The organism is Micromonospora terminaliae (assembly GCF_009671205.1).
GTDB lineage: Bacteria > Actinomycetota > Actinomycetes > Mycobacteriales > Micromonosporaceae > Micromonospora > Micromonospora terminaliae.
On sequence record NZ_CP045309.1, the window covers coordinates 5,799,245 to 5,817,071 of the forward strand.

Genomic DNA, 17,827 nt, shown 5'->3' on the forward strand with positions numbered 1-17,827 from the left:
GGTCACCGCCGTCCGAGCCGGGTGTGCCGGGGACGCCGCCAGGCGCCCGTGCCGGCCTCGATGAACCGGGTCAGCAGCCGGGCGTCATACCCGACCCGGAGCAACTGGTCGCGGATCCGCTCGGGGAGGTGGCGGGGCACCGCCCGGCCGTCCGGACCCGGGCCGAAGACGCTGGTGGTGGTGATCCGGTTGCCCTCGCCGACGCCGATGACCTCCTCGACGTGCGACACGAAGCGGTGCTTGCGGCCGCCGATCGCGGTCTCGTCCTCGACCGTCACGTAGACGATCAGGTCCAGCGCGTTGCCGGCCATCCGGCGGGCCTGGTCGACCGTCATCTCGCGGCCGTGGGCCAGCGCCAGCTCGATGATCCGCTCGCCCACCCCGGCCGGGGTACGCGCGTGGATCGTGCACATCGACCCGCGGCTGGTGGTCATGGCCTGGAGCATCGGCACGATCTCCCGGGACCGCACCTCGCCGACGATGATCCGCAGCACGCCCATCCGCAGCGACACCGGGATCAGGTCGGCGATGCTGACCTCACCGGCCGGGCGACCGTCGAGCCCGCGCTCACCGTGCCCCTCCCGGGACTCGAAGCTCATCACCGCCCGGTGCTTGTGCCCGCGGCGGGCCGGCAGCAGCTCCCGGCTCTCCTCCAGCAGCACGTACGGCTCGTCGGCCGGGATCTCGTCCATGAGCGCCCGGATGACCGTGGTCTTCCCGGCGCCGGCCAGCCCGGCGACCATGATGTTCAGCCCGGCCCGCATGGCCGCGCGGAGGAAGTCGCGCAGCAGCGGGTCGATCATCTCGTCCAGGTCGGCCCGGCCGCCGGCGATGTCCTCCAGGCTCACGGTGAGTGTGTTGTGCTTGCGGATCACCGCGTACGGGCGGTGGCTGACCAGGAACACCGCGGCGAGCCGGCTGCCGTCGGGCAGTTGCAGGTCGAGCGTCGGCTTCGAGGTGGACAGGGAACGCTCGGTCGCCCCGGCCCGGCGGGCCGCCGCCTGGAGGATCTCCACGAGCTCGTCGTCGCTGTCGGCGATCGGCTCGGCCCAGTCGACGCCGCCGCCGTGCCGGGTGATGCGCACCTGGTCGCAGCCCAGGATGTGCACCTCCTCGATGGTGTCGTCGACCAGCAGCGTCTGGAGCCGGCCCAGGCCGACCAGCTCGGCGGTCACCTGGTCGAGCAGCAGCCGTTCCTCGTCGGCGGCCATCGGCGTGCCGGCGCGGCGCACGGAGTCCGCGTACGCGGAGACCACCGCGACGGCCAGCCGGGCGCGCTCGACCTCCTCGGCGTCCGCGTCGAACTCCCGGCCGCGCTGCCAGAGGGTGAGCCGCTCGCTGAGTTCCCGGCGTAGCTCGCGGACCACCGCGAAGTCGACCCGGGGACGGGGCGGCGGGGGCGGTGGTGCGACCGCGGCGGCCGGCGCGGACAGGTGTTGCCGCCCGTTCGGCGGGGCCAGCGGCGGCGCCGTCGAGGTGGCGCCGGGCTGCTGCCCGCGGGGGTCGTGGGAGACCGGTTCAAACCGCACCGGACACCCCCGGCGTGCTCGGGGCGGTCACCGCGCGCGGGGCCGGGCCTCCCGGCCAGGCCAGCCGCGCCCGCCGCCGGTCCAGCAGCGCCCGGACGGGCACCTCCAACTGGCCGGCCGCGCGCATGAGGGGCCGGTTGGCGCGCACGGTGCCGCCGTGGGTGAGCACCCCGGCGGTACGCGGATCGTGCGGCAGCCGCGCGATCACCGGCAGCCGCAGCGCCTTGCTGATCTCGCTGCTGCCGTGCCCGTCCCCGACCACCAGCAGGCGGAGGGTGCCGGGCGGGATCCGGTGCTCGGTGAAGTCCCGCTCGATGGCCTTGACGGTGGCGCGGGTCGCGGACAGGTCGGGCAGGTGCGCGCGGGTGACCAGCAGCACCACGGCCGCGGCGCGCAACACCGGCCACGGTGGACCGCCGACCTGCAACCGGCCACAGTCGACCAGCACGTCGTACGGCGGAACGCCTCTCTCGAGGCTCGTGAAGAAGTCGGCGAAGCGCTGCCAGAGCGGGGTGACGCTGCCGGCCTGGGCCGGGTCGACGACGCCGGGCAGCAGCAGCCGCTCCCGCCTGGGCGCGTCCAGGTCGACGAGCTGCGACCAGAAGGCGCTCTCCAGGTTGCCGTCGCGCAACTCCCCGACCGCCAGCTCGCCGAGGCCGCGCGGGCCGTCGAGCGCGCCGCCCAGGTAGCCGGCCAGGACCGAACCGCCCGCCGGGTCGCACTCGGCCAGCACCAGCCGCCGGTGCCAGCTCAGCGCGGCGGCCAGCGCGGCCGTGGTGACGCCCGGCGAGCCCTTCGCCGAGACCAGGGCGATGACCGCCATCAGGCCGCTCCGGTGAGCACGAGCGCGATCCGGTCGTCCGCGGCGAGCGCGACCACGGCCGGCACGTCCCGGACGGCCAGCGCCAGGTAGACGATCACGTCGTCGTTCTCCGGCACGGCGGTGTCGATGACCGTGGCGTCGAACCGGGTGCCGCCGCCGCGGTTGGTGCCGGCGCTGCCGGCGCTGGTGTCCGGGGTGCTGATCAGGAGCACCGTGTCACCGGGGTGCAGCTTGCGGGCGGGCACCCGGCTCGGCTCCAGCCCCAGCGCGAGCTGCTGCTGCCCGGGGCCGAGCAGCGGCGCCTCGGTGAGCTGGGCCGGGGTCAGCAGCGTGCCGGGGGTGAGCCGGACGGCGGCCCGCAGGCCCAGCACCTCCTTGATCCGGTCGGCGCGTACCGGCTGGAGTTCCCGCCCGCCGGAGACGCGCACCGGGACCAGGTCGTCGGCGGTGAGCTGCCGGCCCGCCTCGACCGGCCGGGCCACCGCGAGGTAGCTCCCGGTGGACCGGACCGAGGTGACCGCGAACGCCGCACCGAGGCCGCCGAGGGCGATCAGCAGCACGGCCAGGCCGAGCAGGCCGGGACGGATCCGCCGCTGCCGGACCACCTTGGGCGGCGCCACGGGCGCGTCCAGGGGAGTCCCGTTCCGCGTCACCACACTCATCGCGTCACCACCTGCAGTTCGTTGATCTGGACCGGGACGGTTCCGCTGACCCGGCTCTGGGCGATCTCGCCGCTCTCGCCGCCGCCGGACCACTCGACGGTCCAGAACGTGGTGGCGCTGACCTGGTAGGTGCTGGCCTTCGGGTAGCCGAGGTCGTAGCCGCAGTCGGGCGAGGTCCGCCCGGCCCGCGGACCGTCGGCGTCGTACGGCGTGCCCGGCCCCGTGCAGGTGACCTCGGTGCCGTCGCCCATGTCCCAGACGATCCGGGTCACGCTCGCGGTGATGCGGACGGTCAGCCCGCGGTCCGAGGCGGAGGCGTGCAGCGGCCCGAAGTAGGAGGCCCCACCGCTGGCCCACATCCAGACCGGCAGGCCGACGAGACCGGGGCCCTTGCTGCGCCGGGGCGCCACGGCGACCCGGGGCGGCAGCAGCGAGATCGAGGCCAGCGCGCGGCGGGCCAGCTCCTCCGGGTCGGGCGGCGCGCCGAAGCCGGGCGGCGGCGCGGCGAGCAGCACCACGGTCTGCGCGCCCAGGTCACCGCCGTTGCAGGTTCTGACGTACCACTGCCGGCCCTCGGGAGCCGCGGGCTGGGGCTCGGCCAGCTTGTAGTAGCAGCCGTCGCCGTTGTTGAACCAGCCGAGATCCGGGTTGTAGCAGGGGATGACCCGGCCGTTCCACTGGCACTTCGCGGCGGCGCCGCCGTCTCCGCCGCCCCCGCCACCGTTCCCGCCCCCGCCGCCGCCCGGACCGCCCGGAGTGCCGGGCTCGTCGTCCCAGACGTTGCAGTCGTCCTGCCCGGGCGGGCACTCGCCGCCCGGGTTGCCGGCGCGGGCGGGCGAGCCGGTCACCAGCAGCGCGGGCGCGCAGGTCAGGGCGAGCAGCAGCGCGAGGCCGGCGGTGAGCAGCAGCCGCCGGGGCGTCCCGGCCCGGGTCGGGCGGGCCGGGACACCCCTTCCTCCCCAGGTCAACACGGCTGGTCCTGGTGTCCGGCGCCGGCGCTGATCAGCCATCGGCCGTCGGGGTAGCGGGTCGCGGTGGCGGTGGCCAGGTAGCGCCCGCCGCGGGTGCCGGGGACGACCCGGTGGTCCTTGGCGTAGACGAGGCGGTAGCGGGTCGCGTCCAGGCAGTCCTGGATCTCCACGGTGGGCGGATCGGCGGCCAGGTCGACCGACACCACGGTGGGATCGGAAACAAGCGTTCCGGTACGCATCGCGCCGTGCTCCTTCGCGTTCCGAATTGCCACCCGCACCCGGGTCAGCAACGGATCCGCCACGAATCGGGTCAGTGCGGGATGGCCCGGATCGCTGCGCGCGCTCGCCGCCCGGGACGCGTCGAGATAGCCGGAATAGGTGGCGAGAGCGGCTTTTCCGGCCGCCTCCTCCTCGGCGGTGGAATGCGCCGCGGGCGCGGCGGCGCGCCCGACCAGCGGGCCGGCCGCCGCCTCGGGCTCGCTGCCGCAGCCGGGGGTCGCGGTCAGCAGAGCAAGGCTGAGCAGGCAGATTTCCCATCGGCGGGAATGCCGTGTGCGCAACGCCGGGCCCTCCTCGGTGCCGGCCCGGAGCCGTCGCGTCAACGAACTCCGGGCATGCGGAAGCGCGCCCGGATGTGTACGGCCGGGTCGCAACTGCTACCGCTGCATTTACCTGTACGGATCTCTACTGAATTCGAACGGTGAAGTCTCCGGTTGGCCTCCGACGCCAATTGCTCGGGGGTTGCGTCGTACCCAAGGGGCGAGCATAGGCTGACGTCCGCCGATGCAACAGAGGCAATTCACTCGAACACTCTCAGTGATGACAGGTGGTGGCGACCGGTGGGTGTCCGGACGGCGACGAACGGCCCTCGGGCGGGTCGGCCGGCGGCAGGAGTACGTTCACCCGCACGCGACATCCCGTGTCCCGGGTGCGGGACACCGGGCGGTGGAATGGGGGGCAACCGCCCCGCTGGTCCGATCCGTCCCCCCGGTCGCCGGGCCGCCCGGCCGTCGCCGGCCGCCGGCCGCCGCGGCCCCGCCCGCCCTCGGCAGGACGCCGGTTTCCGCGCCATCCGCGACACGGCAACGGGGCCGGTTTCACTCTGCGTGCTCCAGAGTGGAACACTCCGCGACCGTTGGGGGGAACCGGCGTGACCGCCGAACGGCTCCGCGCCGACGCTCCGCCGGCTCCGGCCCGCCGCCCGGGCGTACGGCTGCTGGCCGCCCTGACGGTCGTACCGCTGCTGCGACTCGCGGTCGCGCGGTACGCCGTACCCCCGGGGTCGCCCGACCGGACGGGGTGTGACGGCTGCGGGGTGCCGGTCGGCCTGGACCGGCCACTGCCGGCGCTCGGGCCGGCCGCCCGCTGCCCGACCTGCCGGGCGCGGGTCGGCGCGGCGCCGATGGTGGTGGAGGCCGCCCTGGTCGCAGCGGCGGTGGCGCTGGCGCTCACGGGCGGGCCGCCCGCCGCACGGGTGGCGGTCGCCTGGTGGCTCGCCTGGGCGGTGCCGCTGGCCCTGGTCGACGCGGCGGTGCACCGGCTCCCCGACCGGCTGACCTGGCCGGCGGCGGCCGGCGTGTGGGTGCTGCTCGGGGTGGCCGCGCCGGCCGGGGCCGGGCCGGAGCCCTGGCTGCGGGCCACGGCCGCGGGGCTCGCCCTCGGCGCGGGCTTCGCGGCGACCACCCTGCTGCTCGGCCGGCGCGGGTTCGGCCTCGGCGACGCCAAGCTGGCGCTCGGCGCCGGGGCGCTGCTCGGCTGGTACGGCTGGCCGGTGCTGGTGGCGGGCCTGGTGCTCGCGGTCACGCTCTCCGCGGTGGCCGGCCTGGCGTTGCTGGCCGCCCGCCGGGTCCGCTGGTCCAGCCACCTGCCGTTCGGCCCGTTCCTCATCCTCGGCACCGCCGTCACCCTCGTCCTGACGACGTGAGCGCCGGCGAGGGAGTCAGCGCCGGGCGGGCCCGACGGCCGGACGGGCGGAAGCACGGCGGATCCGCCGGCGCAGGACCTCGGCCACCGGGCGGGCCAGCACCGGGGTGAGCAGCGTGCCCACCAGCGCGCCGAGCAGCAGCCCGGCGGCCACGTCGTGCGGGTAGTGCACGCCCACGAAGGTGCGCGAGACCGCGGCCAGCACGGCGAGCGGGACGGCCACCAGGCCGATCCGGCGGTGCAGCAGCAGCGCGGTGGCGGCCAGCGCCCCCGCGATGGTGGCGTGGTTGCTCGGGAACGACCAGTCGCCGACCGGCGGGCAGTGCCCGGCCACGATGACCAGGTCGGCCGGGCTGCGGCACGGCCGGTCCTCGGCGATCAGGGTCTTCAACCCCTCACTCGACAGGTACGCGCAGACCACCGCCAGCGGGGCGGCCAGAGCGAGCGCCCGGCCCCGGAGGTCGCCGCCGACCAGCCGGGCCAGCGCGGCCACCACCAGCAGGACCCCGAGCAGGACGATCGCCCCCTCGGTGAAGTGCACGGCGAACCAGTGCACCGGTTCCGGTGTGCGGTCGGCGAACTGGACGATGTCGTGGTACCAGTCGGTACTGACATCCGGGACATCGGTCACCAGGGCGTCGGTCATGAATCACCTCACCAACTGTTCATACTCCGTTCACCTTGAGGGTGGTGGGGGAATGACTGTCGGGGCACCGAAGTCTCAGCCGCCTCTCAGCCGCGTCTGATTCGGTGGCCGCGACGCACCGACCTCGGGAGGACCCGTGCCGCACCGGCCCCAGGGCGACGACAGCTGGCGGATCCGCCGCACCGGGGCGGACCTGCACCGGCTCGGCGAGACCGAGTCGATCTTCGCGCTGGGCAACGGCTGGGTGGGCTGGCGCGGCACCCTCGACGAGGGCGAGCCGTACGAGATGCCCGGCACCTACCTCAACGGGTTCCACGAGCAGCGCGAGGTGAGCTACCCCGAGAGCGGGTACGCCTTCCCCGAGCACAGCGACACCGTCATCAGCGCCCCGAACGCCGCGCTGGTCCGGCTCTGGGTCGGCGGCGAGCCGCTGGACCTGCGGACCGGGACCGTCCGGCGGCACGAGCGGATCCTCGACCTGCGCGCCGGGGTGATCCGCCGGGAGACCGAGTGGATCTCGCCGGGCGGGCAGGGCGTGCGGGTGCGCAGCACCCGGCTCGTCTCGCTGCCCCGCCGGCCGGTCGCCGCCGTGGACTACCAGGTCGAGCCGCTGGACGGCCCGGTCGAGGTGCGGGTCGACGCCGACCTGCTCGCCAACGAACGGGTGCCGGAACGGGCCGACGACCCGCGCGCCGCCTCGGTGATCCACGACCCGCTCGTCGCCGAGGCCGGCCGGCACAACGGCACCGACGCCGTACTGGTGCACCGCACCGAGCGCAGCGCCCAGCGGGTCGCCGTCGCGGTCGCCCACCGGGTCGACGCGCCGGACACCGCCGCGACCGACACCGAGCTGACGGCCGACCGGTTCCGGCTGGCGGTCACCGGCCCGCTGCGTCCCGGCGAGCGGATCCACGTCACGAAGTTCGCCGCGTACGAGTGCGCCCACGTCGACGGCACCCCGGCCGGCGAACTGGCCGACCTGGTCGTCGCCGAGGCCGACGCGGCCCGGGCCGAGGGGTTCGCCGCGCTGCTCGACGCGCAGCGCGCCGCCCTCGACGCCGCCTGGGCCACCGCCGACGTCGAGCTCGACGGCGACCCGGAACTCCAGCAGGCGCTCCGGTTCGCGGTGTTCCACCTGCTCCAGTCCGGCCGGGCCGACGGCGACCGGACCATCCCGGCCAAGGGCCTGACCGGCAACGGCTACGACGGCCACGTGCTCTGGGACACCGAGGGCTACGTGCTGCCGGTGCTCACGTACCTGGCGCCCGGGCTGGCCCGCTCGGCGCTGCGCTGGCGGCACGCGCACCTGCCCGAGGCCCGGGACCGCGCCGCCGAGCTGCGACTGGCCGGAGCCACCTTCCCGTGGCGGACCCTCGGCGGCCGCGAGTGCTCCGGCTACTGGCCGGCCGGCACCGCCGGGCTGCACGTGAACGCAGACATCGCCGACGCCGTGCTCCGGTACGTCGCGGCCACCGGCGACATCGGGTTCCTCGGCGAGTGCGGCGTGGAGCTGCTGGTGGAGACCGCCCGGCTCTGGCACGGGTACGGCCACTGGTCGGACACCGGCACCTTCCACCTGACCGGGCTCACCGGCCCCGACGAGTACTCCGCGCTGGTCGACGACAACCTCTTCACCAACCTGATGGCCCGGCGCAACCTGCGCGGCGCGGCCGACGCCGCCGAGCGCTTCCCCGAGGCGGCCGCCCGGCTCGGCGTCGACACGGCCGAGGTGGCCGGCTGGCGAGCCGCCGCCGACGCCGTGCACGTCCCCTACGACGGCAAGCGCGGGGTGCACCAGCAGTCGGCCGGCTTCACCGAGCAGCCCGAGTGGGACTTCGCGAACACCCGGGCGGACGACTACCCGCTGCTGCTGCACTTCCCCTACCTGGAGCTGTACCGCCGGCAGGTGGTCAAGCAGGCCGACCTCGTGCTGGCCATGCTGCGCTGCACCGGCGAGTTCACCGCCGAGGAGAAGGCCCGCAACGTCGCGTACTACGAGGCCCGGACCGTCCGGGACTCGTCGCTGTCGGCGTCCGTGCAGGCCGTCCTCGCCGCCGAGGTCGGCCACCTGGACCTGGCGTACGACCTGTTCGCCGAGACGGCCCTGCAGGATCTCGAGGACCTCGGCGACAAGACCGCCGACGGGTTGCACCTGGCCTCGCTGGCCGGCGCGTGGCTGGTGGTGGCGCAGGGCTTCGGCGGGCTGCGCGACGACCGGGGCGTGCTCTCCTTCGACCCGCGGCTGCCCCGCCGGATCACCCGGCTCGCCTTCCACCTGCGCTGGCACGGGCACCGGCTGCGGATCGAGCTGACCCCGGACACGGCCCGCTACGAGCTGCCCGACGGCGGCCCGGCGGACGCGGTCGAGCTGTGGCACCACGGCGAACGGATCCGGGTCACCGGGGCGGCGCCGGTCACCCGGCCCATGCCGCCCGTGCCGGACCCCGGGCCCGAGCCGCCGTCACCACCCGGCCGCCGGCCGGCGCGGCGTGCTCAGGCGGAGGTGGGCGGCGCCGGCTGACTCGGCACGCCGGACATCCGCCCGACGATCTCCTCCAGCGCCTCGAAGGCGTACGCCCAGTTGTGGCACTTGAAGCTGCGCAGCCCCTCGATCGGGGTGCGGCAGTCGGCGCAGTGCACGCCGGGGATGGCCTCCGGCACCTCGGTGTTGACGTACTTGCGCTCGCCGAGGATGACCCGCGCGATCATGCCCCGGTCGTGCACCCCGTGCAGCGCCGAGGACACGATGTCGTACCAGTTCACCCGGCGGCCGCACTTCGGACAGTCCGGCTCGTCACCGCTGACCCAGAGCGGGGCGCCGATGCTGCGCGCCGGCATGTTCAGCAGCTTCTCCAGCCGGCGTACGTCCGGCTCCGGCGTCGTCCAGCGGTGCCGGCCCGGCAGCGAGGCCGGCGAATCGTAGACGGCGCGGAACACTTCCGGGCCGACCTCCACGGTCTCCCGCCCACTGGTCATCGGTACCTCCTCGGCTCGGCTGGTCCCACCGTCGTACCAGGTGGAGGCCGCCCACAGCCGGATCACGGACACGACGCGCCCTCGACGGGGCCACAAGCATCCGATGGTCGCCTCTCCGGTCAGTTGCCGGTCGACACCATCCGGGCAGCCGTCGCCGACCGGCCGGGCAAGATCTCCCGGAAAACTTTCCCCGTGGCAACAATTCTCGGCATCCCGGCTCTACGATCTTGGCGCCCGTGCGTCGAGCAGGGCATCCCGTCGGCGATGGGTTCCGCCGGCGGCGACTTCCCAGTACAAGGGGGAACCACGTGAACAAGCGATTGATCAGCATCGTTTCGGCGCTCGCCATCGCGGTGGGCGGATCCCTGGCCGCCGCTGCGCCGGCCCAGGCCGCCACCCCGCCGGTCATGATCACCAAGGTCTACTACAACTCCCCGGGCAGCGACACCGGGTCGAACACCAGCCTCAACGCGGAGTACGTCCGGCTGACCAACAAGCGCAGCACGGTCATCAACCTCAAGGGTTACTACGTGCGCGACAAGGCCGGTTACGTCTACTCCTTCACGAGCGACTTCAAGGTCGCGGCCGGAAACAGCATCCTGATCCACACCGGCAAGGGCACCAACGCCGGTACCCACCGCTACTGGGGCCGCTCCTGGTACGTGTGGAACAACACCGGCGACACCGCGTACCTGCGGAACTCGTCCGGGACGCTCGTGGACAGCTGCTCGTGGGGAAGCAGCGGTAGCTACACCAACTGCTGACGGCACGCCGCAGGCGCCCCTGGCCCCCGTGGCCAGGGGCGCTTCCCGTCACCCCGGCGATCCCACCGGCTCCGCCAAGCCGCCATCGATGCGTGTGGCGTCACAGGGGGGAGCGGACGGTGTTCGCGGGGCAGCGCGGAGTGGTCGAACCTGAGATCATTGACGCCGCTCGCCGAGGCCGGCACCTGGGGCCGCGAGCACGGCGATGGAACGCCCGTCGCGAAGGCGCAGGAAATCGGGGGAGATCTCGTTGCGTACCAGAACGTCCATTGTGTTGGCTGCTGTCCTCGGCCTCACCGCCGCCCTGCCGGTGGCGGCGGGGCCCGCCCAGGCCGCGTCCACCCGATCGACCGCCACGGTCGCCGACCGGCTCGTCCTCGAACCGACCGACCGCGGCTACCGCGGTTCGCTCGAGGTCGACCTGACCTACCGTGGTGCGGAGCCCGGCCGCGCCACCTATGTGGTCACGGAGCCGATCCCCGGTTCCTACGAGAACGTCGCGTGGGGCGTCAACTGCTACAGCGGTGGTGAGCTCCTGCCCGACGGGCGGATCCGGGTGGAGTGCGACGTCCCGGGCGGTGAGCTGAGTCCGGGCGAGCAACGGACCTTCACCGTCGACTTCCAGGTGCTGACCACGGTCCAGCCCTACGCGATGAAGGCCGGTGACGGCGAACTCGCCGTGAAGGTCGACGGCACGGAGGTCACCGACGAGCGCTTCTCGACCCGGTTCCGCTCCACCACCGGCTCCCTCACCAACCCGGTGCGTTACGTCCAGGACCAGCAACCGGACGCCGCGGTCACCGTCTCGGGCGACCTCGTCATGGTCCGGCAGCCCGAGGGCTACTTCGAGGGTCGCCTGCCGGTGACCGTCCGGTACGACAGCGACGCCCGGCACGGCACGATGTCCATCGTCGGCGTGAACCTCCCGGCGGGCTTCGGCCCGCCCTGGTCGCTGGAGTGCAGCCACGAGTGCGTGCCGGGTGGCGAGTTCATGGAGGGCGAGGAGCGCACCTTCGACCTCTACTTCTCCGCTCCGCCGGACACCCCGATCGGCGACCTGGGTCAGGCCGGCGTCGAGGTGAGCGCCACGGCGTGGATCAACGGGGCCCCGGACTCCGACCCGGCCGACAACGTCGCCACCTTCTCCATCATCACGACCGAGGCGCCCTGAGCCCGCTGCGGGTACGCGGCCACGGCCGCGTACCCGCAGTCGTCAGGCGTCGCTTCAGACCTTCTGCTCGGTGAAGAGGCGCTGCACGTCGACGTCGCTCAACTTGCCCTGGTACACGCCGAGGTCGTCGACCTGGCCGTACAGCCATCCGTCCGGTCCCGCCGGCGTGGTCGACCGGCCGACCAGCATCGCGCCCGGCGCCTGCCGGGGCTGCCAGGCGGCGTTCAGCCCGACCGTCTCGGCCAAGGTCCCGTCGACATAGAGCCGGGCCTGCCGCTGCGTGGCCTCGAGGACCGCGACAAGGTGGTGCCACTGGTCGACGCCGGTCGCCGGCGCGGCCGCGTAAGTGGCAGCGGCGTCATCCGCGCCGGCCCTCACACCGAACACCCACTGCCCGCCGTTGTCCGGCTCGTACCCGAGCCGGAAGGCGCTGCGCTCGGCGTCGTCCTGCGAGATGACCGTCTGCGCGCCGCGCGCCGGGTCGAGCCGCACCCAGGTCGCCACCGTGAACGACTGGTCGGTGCGGAGCACCGGCCCGTCCTGCCAGACCGGGTTCCAGTCCTCGCCCACGTTGTGCTGGGTGCGGGCGTACTCCCGGGTGGCCTCGCCGTAGTGCGGGTCGGACGGGTCGTCGATCCAGTGGGTGCCGTCGAGAGTGAGGGCCAGGCCCCGGTGGCCGGAGTCGACAAAGCTGCCCTGCGTGAGGGCGAGCTGGCGTCCAAAGGCGGTGAAGTCCGGTGCGGAGCAGAGGGTCGGGTCGAGGTTCTCCTCGTAGCACGGAGTCGCCGCCTCGAAGTTCCACCCACCGACCTGCCAGGGCCGCAGCAGACCCGGCTCGTTGAAACCTCCGGAGGCCGGGTCGTCGGCGAACCAGCCGGTGAAGTCCTGGCCGACCAGCACCCGGTCGTACACCCGGACGTCGGCCAGGTTGCCCTGCCACCAGGCGGTGTCACCGCGGCCCAGCCGGAACTCGCCGGCCGGGTCGTTGACGGCGGTCACGTTGCCTACCGTCGCCTCGGCCACCCCGTCCACCCACACCGTGAGCGTCCGTGCGGTGGCGTCGTGCACAACTGCCAGGTGCGTCCAGAGCCCGACCTGAGGGGCGGAGGTCGACCGGGCGACGGACACCTTGCCGCCCTTGCCGGTCTTCGACGGCATCTGGACCTGCCACCGGTTGCTGGCCTTGTCGTAGCCGACGGAGAGGGTGGCCTGGCCGGCGCCGGCCTTACTGGCGAAGACCCGGCTGGCCGAGGTGTCGGTGAGCCGCACCCAGGCCGCGAGAGAGAAGGACCCCGCCGTGCTCAGGGTCGAGGGCGACGCCGACAGGTACGACGACGTGCCGTCGAAGGCGACCGTCTCGCCGCCGAGGAACCGGGCGTCGTTCTGCCAGCCAATGCTGGTGCCGGTCAGCGGTGTGTCGCCGCCGCGCGCAGGCTGCCGGTCGGCGAGCCCTTGCGCCTGGGTGATCCCCGGATACGCCTCCAGCCCCCACATCGCCGTCGCCGCGGACGGCCGGTCGACGGTGGTGGTGGCGCGGGGCTTCGCGTCCGCCGAAGTGGCTGCGGCGAGGGGCAGCAGCGCGGCGGCAGAGGCCACAGCAAGGCGCAACGCGGCCCGACCGGCCGGACCCTGGACCGGGCCGAAGATAGAGTTGTTGTTGGTCATCGAACCTTCCCCGTGAAGATCTTTGGGCGGGACCGGCCGACAATGATGATCATCTAACCGGGTCGCGGGACAGTGTCACAGGACGGCAGGCGCGCCGCCACCCCCTATTCGCCCTGACTGCATCGACGACCGCCCACCCGCTCCGCGGGGAGCAGCTTCGACCCCCGCCAGGTGAGTGAGCCCACCCGCCGCCAGGCTTCCCGTCCCGGTGCCCGGCTGCCAGGGTGGCGTCATGATTGACAGCGCGGTGACCCGTCGCGTCGTGGGCGACTTCCTCCGGTACGTACGCTCCGGGCAGGAGCCGCAGCGGGCGGCGGAGTTCATGGCACCGACGGTGCGTGCCCACCAGGTGCAGTCCGAGGACCTGGCCACGGTTGAACGGACTCCGGACGACTACGCCGAGCACGTCCGGGAGATGACCGCCACCTGGGGCGCGTTCGACCTCACGATCGAAGAGTTCCTGGTCGACGGTGCGCGGGCGCATGTCCGGCTGGCCCAGGTGGGCCACCACCTCGCGCCGGTGGACGGCATCGCGCCGACCGGCCGGACCGTCCGCCAGATCAACTCGGTCGTCTATAACGTGGAGGACGGACTGATCACCGAGTACTGGATCCAGATCGATCGAGCCGGTCTGCTGGCCCAACTCAGGGACGGTTCCTGACGGCATCGCCCCAGGTGCGAGTGCAATCTGTCCGAGAATGTATGCCGACCCCGTGCAGGACCCGAGGATGCCGCAGCGGTCGGCAGTGAGCGAGGACAGACGATGACGCGGGTGGGCACGGCGGAGACCGGACACGGCGGCGCCGGCCGCCGGGACACCGAACTCCGTACCTGGCGCGCGCACCTCCGCCGGGCGATGACCGCCCTCCGCCGGCCCGGCCCCTGGAAGCGCGGCCGGGTGCTCGCGGCGCTGGCCCTGCTGCTCGGGCTGCTCATGCTGCTGCACGCGAAGGTCCCGAACCGGATCGGAAACCTCGGCAGCCTGGTGGAGACCTTCCTGCCGTGGTTCGGCCTGTTCATCCCCGTACTGCTGATCGGGGCGCTGTGGCGCCGCTCGGCCTCCGCGGTGGCCGCGCTGCTGTTGCCGGTCCTGGTGTGGCTGAACCTGTTCGGCGGGCTGCTCGGCGACAGGTCCCACCCGGGTGGCGGCCTCACCGTGGCCGAGCACAACGTCGGCGCCGGCAACCCCGACCCGGCCGGCACCGCCCGCGAGCTGGCCGCCTCCGAGGCCGACGTGCTGGCCCTGGTGGAGGTGACCGAGCAGGCCCGGGGCACCTACGAGAACGAGCTGGCGAAGGCGTACCCCTACCACGCGGTGCAGGGGACGGTCGGGCTGTGGAGCAAGCTGCCGCTGTCGGACACCCAGCTGGTCGACACCAAGATGGACTACGGGCCGCTGGCGGAGACCAAGCCACTCGACGTCAAGATGGCCTACAACCGGGCGCTGCGCGCCACGGTGACCACGAACCAGGGCCCCGTGGCGGTGTATGTGGCCCACCTGGGGTCCGCACGGGTGAACCCCCGGGCGGGCTTCTGGACGACCCACCGGGACAGGAATGCGCAGGCGCTCGGCGAGGCGATCGCCGCCGAGCGGAACGAGCGGGTGGTGCTGCTCGGCGACCTGAACGGCGCCATGGACGACCGCGCGTTCGCCGGCATCACCGCGCAGCTGCGCTCGGCCCAGGACGAGGCCGGGAACGGCTTCGGCTTCACCTGGCCGGCGCAGTTCCCGGTGGTGCGGATCGACCAGATCCTGGTGCGCGGCGTACAGCCGGAGAGTTCGTGGGTGCTGCCGGCCACCGGCAGCGACCACCTGCCGGTGGCGGCCCGGATCACGCCATGATCACCGAGGCCCGGTCAGGACGCTGACCAGCGGAGGAGTGGGCCGCCAGGGACTCGAACCCTGAACCTATGGATTAAAAGTCCACAGCTCTGCCATTGAGCTAGCGGCCCGTCCGACCAGGCTACCGGAACCCGCCCGTGCGGGCCTTCCGCCTCCGCCACCTGTCGATCTTCAGACTGCCAAGGAACGCCGGGTGGGCATGACACCGCCCGCCGGGGGAACCGGGACACGCATGAGGGTGGGCAGCACGGCCGCGGTGGCGGCATCCGGCGAGGTGGCCGGGGACGACGGCGTACGCCGTCCCGGTGGCGAGGTGCACGCCTGGTTGCCGGGCCAGAACCAGACCGTCTGCGGGCTCCAGCTCAGCCGCACCCGGCTGCGCCGCTTCCCCCACGTGCCGTTCGACTACTCGGGCACCGACGTGCTCACCGAGGCCGACCCCGAGGGCTACATCTGCCCCCGCTGCCTGGCCGCCGTGTCGGGCCGCCGCGAGGGGGAGAAGGGCTGGGTGCGGACGAACCCCCGTCCGTGAGCGGTTGCTGTCCGCATCAACGGGTACGGCACCGGTATGCGGATCGTGATCGTGGGGGCCACCGGCAACGTGGGGACGGCGCTGCTGCGCCGGCTGCGGCGGGAGGCCGGGGCGGAGCTGGTCGGGGTGGCGCGCCGGATGCCCGGTCCGGACGCCGGTGAGCCGTACGACGGGGTGGAGTGGCACTCCTGCGACGTGGGGGCGCCGGACGCGGTGGAGAAGCTGTCGGTGGCCTTCGCCGGGGCGCGGGCTGTCGTGCACCTGGCCTGGCAGATCCAGCCCAGTCACGACCAGCGCATTCTGCACCGGACCAACGTCGACGGCAGCCGCGCGGTGGTCGAGGCGACCGTCCGGGCCGGTGTGCCCGCCCTGGTGTACGCCTCGTCGGTCGGCACCTATGCGCCCGGCCCCAAGGACCGTCCGGTGAGCGAGAACTGGCCGGCCACCGGGGTGGAGACCTCGTCGTACAGCCGGGACAAGGCCGAGGTGGAGGAGCTGCTGGACGTGGTGCAGCGGGAACACCCGGAGCTGCGGGTGGTCCGGCTGCGGCCGGGGCTGACGTTCCAGCGGGACGCGGGCACGGAGATCCGCCGCTACTTCATCGGCCCGCTCGCGCCGGTACGCCTGCTCCGGTACGGCCGGATCCCGCTGGTGCCGACGCACCGGCGGCTGCGCATGCAGGCGGTGCACGCCGACGACGTGGCTGACGCGTACGCCCGGGCGGTGCTGGGTGACGCGCGCGGCGCCTTCAACGTGGCCGCGGACCCGGTGCTCACCCCGGAGCTGCTGGCCCGGCACTTCCACGGCTGGACGGTGCCGGTGGCCACCCCGGTGCTGCGCGCGGCGGCGGCGCTGACCTGGCGGGCGCGGCTGCAACCCATCGACACCGGCTGGGTCGACCTGGCGTTGAACGCCCCGCTCATGTCCAGCGAGCGCGCCGAGCGCGAACTCGGCTGGACCCCGAAGGTCGACAGCGTCACCGCGCTGAAGGAGCTGTTCGACGGCATGTCGAGCCGCACCGGCACCACCAGCCCGCCGATGTCGGCGAACCCGACCCTCCCCGGCCGCCCGAAGGCCCTCCTGAAGGCCCGCCTCCCCGGCCACCCCAACCCCTACTGAGGCGCACGGGGTCAGCGGGTCAGCCGGGAGCCGGTCACCGTGGGTGGGCGGGCGCCCAGGAAGAAGATGCCGGGGTAGCCCTTCGTCTCGAAGCCCTTGCTCGGGTTGCGGCGGAGCGTCGACGCTTCGATCTTCATGGTGCCGGTGCGGTTGTTGCTGACGAAGAAGACGGCGCCGCCGCCCTCGTTCGCCGTGTTGCCCTCGATGATCGTGCCGGCGATCCGGACGGTGAACTCGTTGCCGTCGCAGTAGATGGCGCCGCCGCTGCCGCCGCCGGGGGTGCCGGCCCGGGACGGGTTCGCGCCGGTGCCGACCGCCCGGTTGTCGCGGAAGACGCTGTTCAGCACGGTCCAGGAGACGCCGATGCTGCTGGTCGCCGCGCCGTTCGCGCACACCCCGCCGGTGAAGGTGCTGTTCACGACGTACACCGGCTTGTTCTCGTGCTGGCTGAGCACGCGCAGCGCCGCGCCGCCCAGGTCCGGGCCGGTCCGGTCGCAGCGGTTGTCCACGAAGCGGCTGTTGACCACCTTGAACCGGCCGCCGCGTACGAAGATCGCGCCGCCCCCGCCACCCTCGGTGCGGTCGCCGGTGGAGTTGCCGTCGGCGAAGGTCAGGTTCTGCACGGTGAGCTGCGGGTGGTCCTGGTTCTGGCAGTGCGAGGTGGTCCAGCCCTGGGCCTGGTCGCAGGTGTTCTGGTAGAGGATCCGGCGCTGGCCGCCCCCGCTCAGGGTGACCTTGCCGCCGCCGTCCAGCACGACGCGGGGGCCGTGCGAGTTGACCACCTTCGCGGTGGCCGTCATCCGGATGGTCACCGGGGCCGGGCCGCAGTCGAAGGTGATGATCCCGCCAGCGGCAACGGCCTTCACCACGGCCTCCGAGGTGCAGCTCGCCGGGGTGCCGGTGCCGACCGTACGGGTCGGGCGCGACGTGTCCACGGCCCGCGCCTCGGCGGGCACGGCGGCGTGCCCGTCCGGGTTGCCGGCGTGGAACGCGGCCGCCGAGGGAGCGGTGCCCGGCTTGGCGGTGCCGAGACCGGCCCGCGCGCTGGGGACGCCGGTCGCGGGTGGCGTCGGGCCGGCGGCGGCGGTGCCGGTGGCGGCGACCGGCGCGGGCGAGCCGGCCGGATGGTCACCCCCGCACGCCGGCAGGGTCGCGGTGGCGACAGCGAGGACGAGGAGGGTGACAGCGGACTTCACGCGCACC

At 73.7% G+C, this 17,827-nt stretch carries 17 protein-coding genes and 1 tRNA gene; 8 read left to right on the forward strand and 10 right to left on the reverse strand.

What is annotated here, in order from left to right:
- Positions 1-2 precede the first annotated feature (2 nt).
- Genes GCE86_RS26815 through GCE86_RS26835 form a run of 5 tightly spaced genes read right to left on the reverse strand, consistent with a single transcriptional unit; the run spans position 3 to position 4,545 of the window.
- Positions 3-1,529: a TadA family conjugal transfer-associated ATPase gene (locus GCE86_RS26815; protein WP_154229473.1), complete on the reverse strand. Its 1,527-nt coding sequence runs from the start codon at positions 1,527-1,529 to the stop codon at positions 3-5.
- Positions 1,519-2,352 carry a CpaE/TadZ family protein gene (locus tag GCE86_RS26820; protein ID WP_154229474.1) on the reverse strand — a complete coding sequence of 278 codons (834 nt, stop codon included), beginning with the start codon at positions 2,350-2,352 and terminating at the stop codon, positions 1,519-1,521. Before GCE86_RS26820 ends, GCE86_RS26815 begins: the two co-directional genes overlap by 11 nt.
- Entirely contained in the window at positions 2,352-3,014 is a 663-nt protein-coding gene (locus GCE86_RS26825) for an SAF domain-containing protein (protein ID WP_154229475.1), read from the reverse strand. Before GCE86_RS26825 ends, GCE86_RS26820 begins: the two co-directional genes overlap by 1 nt.
- Complete coding sequence (locus GCE86_RS26830; protein ID WP_204341657.1) at positions 3,011-4,024, reverse strand: hypothetical protein; 1,014 nt, start codon at positions 4,022-4,024, stop codon at positions 3,011-3,013. The genes GCE86_RS26825 and GCE86_RS26830 overlap by 4 nt, the downstream gene beginning before the upstream one ends.
- Positions 3,979-4,545 carry a hypothetical protein gene (locus GCE86_RS26835; protein ID WP_154229477.1) on the reverse strand — a complete coding sequence of 189 codons (567 nt, stop codon included), beginning with the start codon at positions 4,543-4,545 and terminating at the stop codon, positions 3,979-3,981. Before GCE86_RS26835 ends, GCE86_RS26830 begins: the two co-directional genes overlap by 46 nt.
- Positions 4,546-5,135: 590 nt before the next feature.
- Between GCE86_RS26835 and GCE86_RS26840 the strand changes: the two genes are divergently transcribed.
- A complete protein-coding gene (locus GCE86_RS26840) occupies positions 5,136-5,909 on the forward strand; it encodes a prepilin peptidase (protein ID WP_154229478.1) in 774 nt (257 codons plus the stop codon).
- 15 nt (positions 5,910-5,924) lie between these two features.
- Here GCE86_RS26840 and GCE86_RS26845 read toward each other — a convergent pair whose 3' ends face one another.
- Positions 5,925-6,554: a phosphatase PAP2 family protein gene (locus tag GCE86_RS26845; RefSeq protein ID WP_154229479.1), complete on the reverse strand. Its 630-nt coding sequence runs from the start codon at positions 6,552-6,554 to the stop codon at positions 5,925-5,927.
- 136 nt (positions 6,555-6,690) lie between these two features.
- On the opposite strand from GCE86_RS26845, the gene GCE86_RS26850 reads away from it, so the two are divergent.
- Entirely contained in the window at positions 6,691-9,075 is a 2,385-nt protein-coding gene (locus GCE86_RS26850) for a glycoside hydrolase family 65 protein (RefSeq protein WP_154229480.1), read from the forward strand.
- Here the strand turns inward: GCE86_RS26850 and GCE86_RS26855 are convergent.
- A complete protein-coding gene (locus GCE86_RS26855; protein WP_154229481.1) occupies positions 9,048-9,530 on the reverse strand; it encodes a hypothetical protein in 483 nt (160 codons plus the stop codon). The genes GCE86_RS26850 and GCE86_RS26855 overlap by 28 nt on opposite strands.
- Positions 9,531-9,838: 308 nt before the next feature.
- Here GCE86_RS26855 and GCE86_RS26860 point away from each other — a divergent pair, with 308 nt between their 5' ends.
- Both GCE86_RS26860 and GCE86_RS26865 read left to right on the forward strand, forming a co-directional pair.
- Positions 9,839-10,294: a lamin tail domain-containing protein gene (locus GCE86_RS26860; protein ID WP_244317083.1), complete on the forward strand. Its 456-nt coding sequence runs from the start codon at positions 9,839-9,841 to the stop codon at positions 10,292-10,294.
- 271 nt (positions 10,295-10,565) lie between these two features.
- Positions 10,566-11,465: a hypothetical protein gene (locus GCE86_RS26865; RefSeq protein WP_154229482.1), complete on the forward strand. Its 900-nt coding sequence runs from the start codon at positions 10,566-10,568 to the stop codon at positions 11,463-11,465.
- A gap of 54 nt (positions 11,466-11,519) precedes the next feature.
- On the opposite strand, the gene GCE86_RS26870 is transcribed toward GCE86_RS26865, so the two are convergent.
- Complete coding sequence (locus tag GCE86_RS26870) at positions 11,520-13,130, reverse strand: LamG domain-containing protein (RefSeq protein ID WP_154229483.1); 1,611 nt, start codon at positions 13,128-13,130, stop codon at positions 11,520-11,522.
- Between the two features lie 232 nt (positions 13,131-13,362).
- Between GCE86_RS26870 and GCE86_RS26875 the strand changes: the two genes are divergently transcribed.
- Positions 13,363-13,791, forward strand: coding sequence for an ester cyclase (locus tag GCE86_RS26875; RefSeq protein WP_154229484.1), 429 nt, complete (start codon positions 13,363-13,365; stop codon positions 13,789-13,791).
- A gap of 195 nt (positions 13,792-13,986) precedes the next feature.
- Positions 13,987-14,973: an endonuclease/exonuclease/phosphatase family protein gene (locus tag GCE86_RS26880; protein WP_420846451.1), complete on the forward strand. Its 987-nt coding sequence runs from the start codon at positions 13,987-13,989 to the stop codon at positions 14,971-14,973.
- A 38-nt stretch (positions 14,974-15,011) separates the two neighbouring features.
- Here the strand turns inward: GCE86_RS26880 and GCE86_RS26885 are convergent.
- Positions 15,012-15,083: transfer RNA gene (locus GCE86_RS26885), tRNA-Lys, on the reverse strand.
- Positions 15,084-15,205: 122 nt separating this feature from the next.
- Between GCE86_RS26885 and GCE86_RS26890 the strand changes: the two genes are divergently transcribed.
- Together GCE86_RS26890 and GCE86_RS26895 are read left to right on the forward strand one after the other, a co-directional pair.
- A complete protein-coding gene (locus GCE86_RS26890) occupies positions 15,206-15,505 on the forward strand; it encodes a hypothetical protein (RefSeq protein WP_154229486.1) in 300 nt (99 codons plus the stop codon).
- Positions 15,506-15,541: 36 nt separating this feature from the next.
- A complete protein-coding gene (locus tag GCE86_RS26895) occupies positions 15,542-16,624 on the forward strand; it encodes an NAD-dependent epimerase/dehydratase family protein (RefSeq protein WP_154229487.1) in 1,083 nt (360 codons plus the stop codon).
- An 11-nt stretch (positions 16,625-16,635) separates the two neighbouring features.
- On the opposite strand, the gene GCE86_RS26900 is transcribed toward GCE86_RS26895, so the two are convergent.
- Positions 16,636-17,826, reverse strand: coding sequence for a hypothetical protein (locus tag GCE86_RS26900; protein WP_244317085.1), 1,191 nt, complete (start codon positions 17,824-17,826; stop codon positions 16,636-16,638).
- Between the last annotated feature and the right edge of the window lies 1 nt (position 17,827).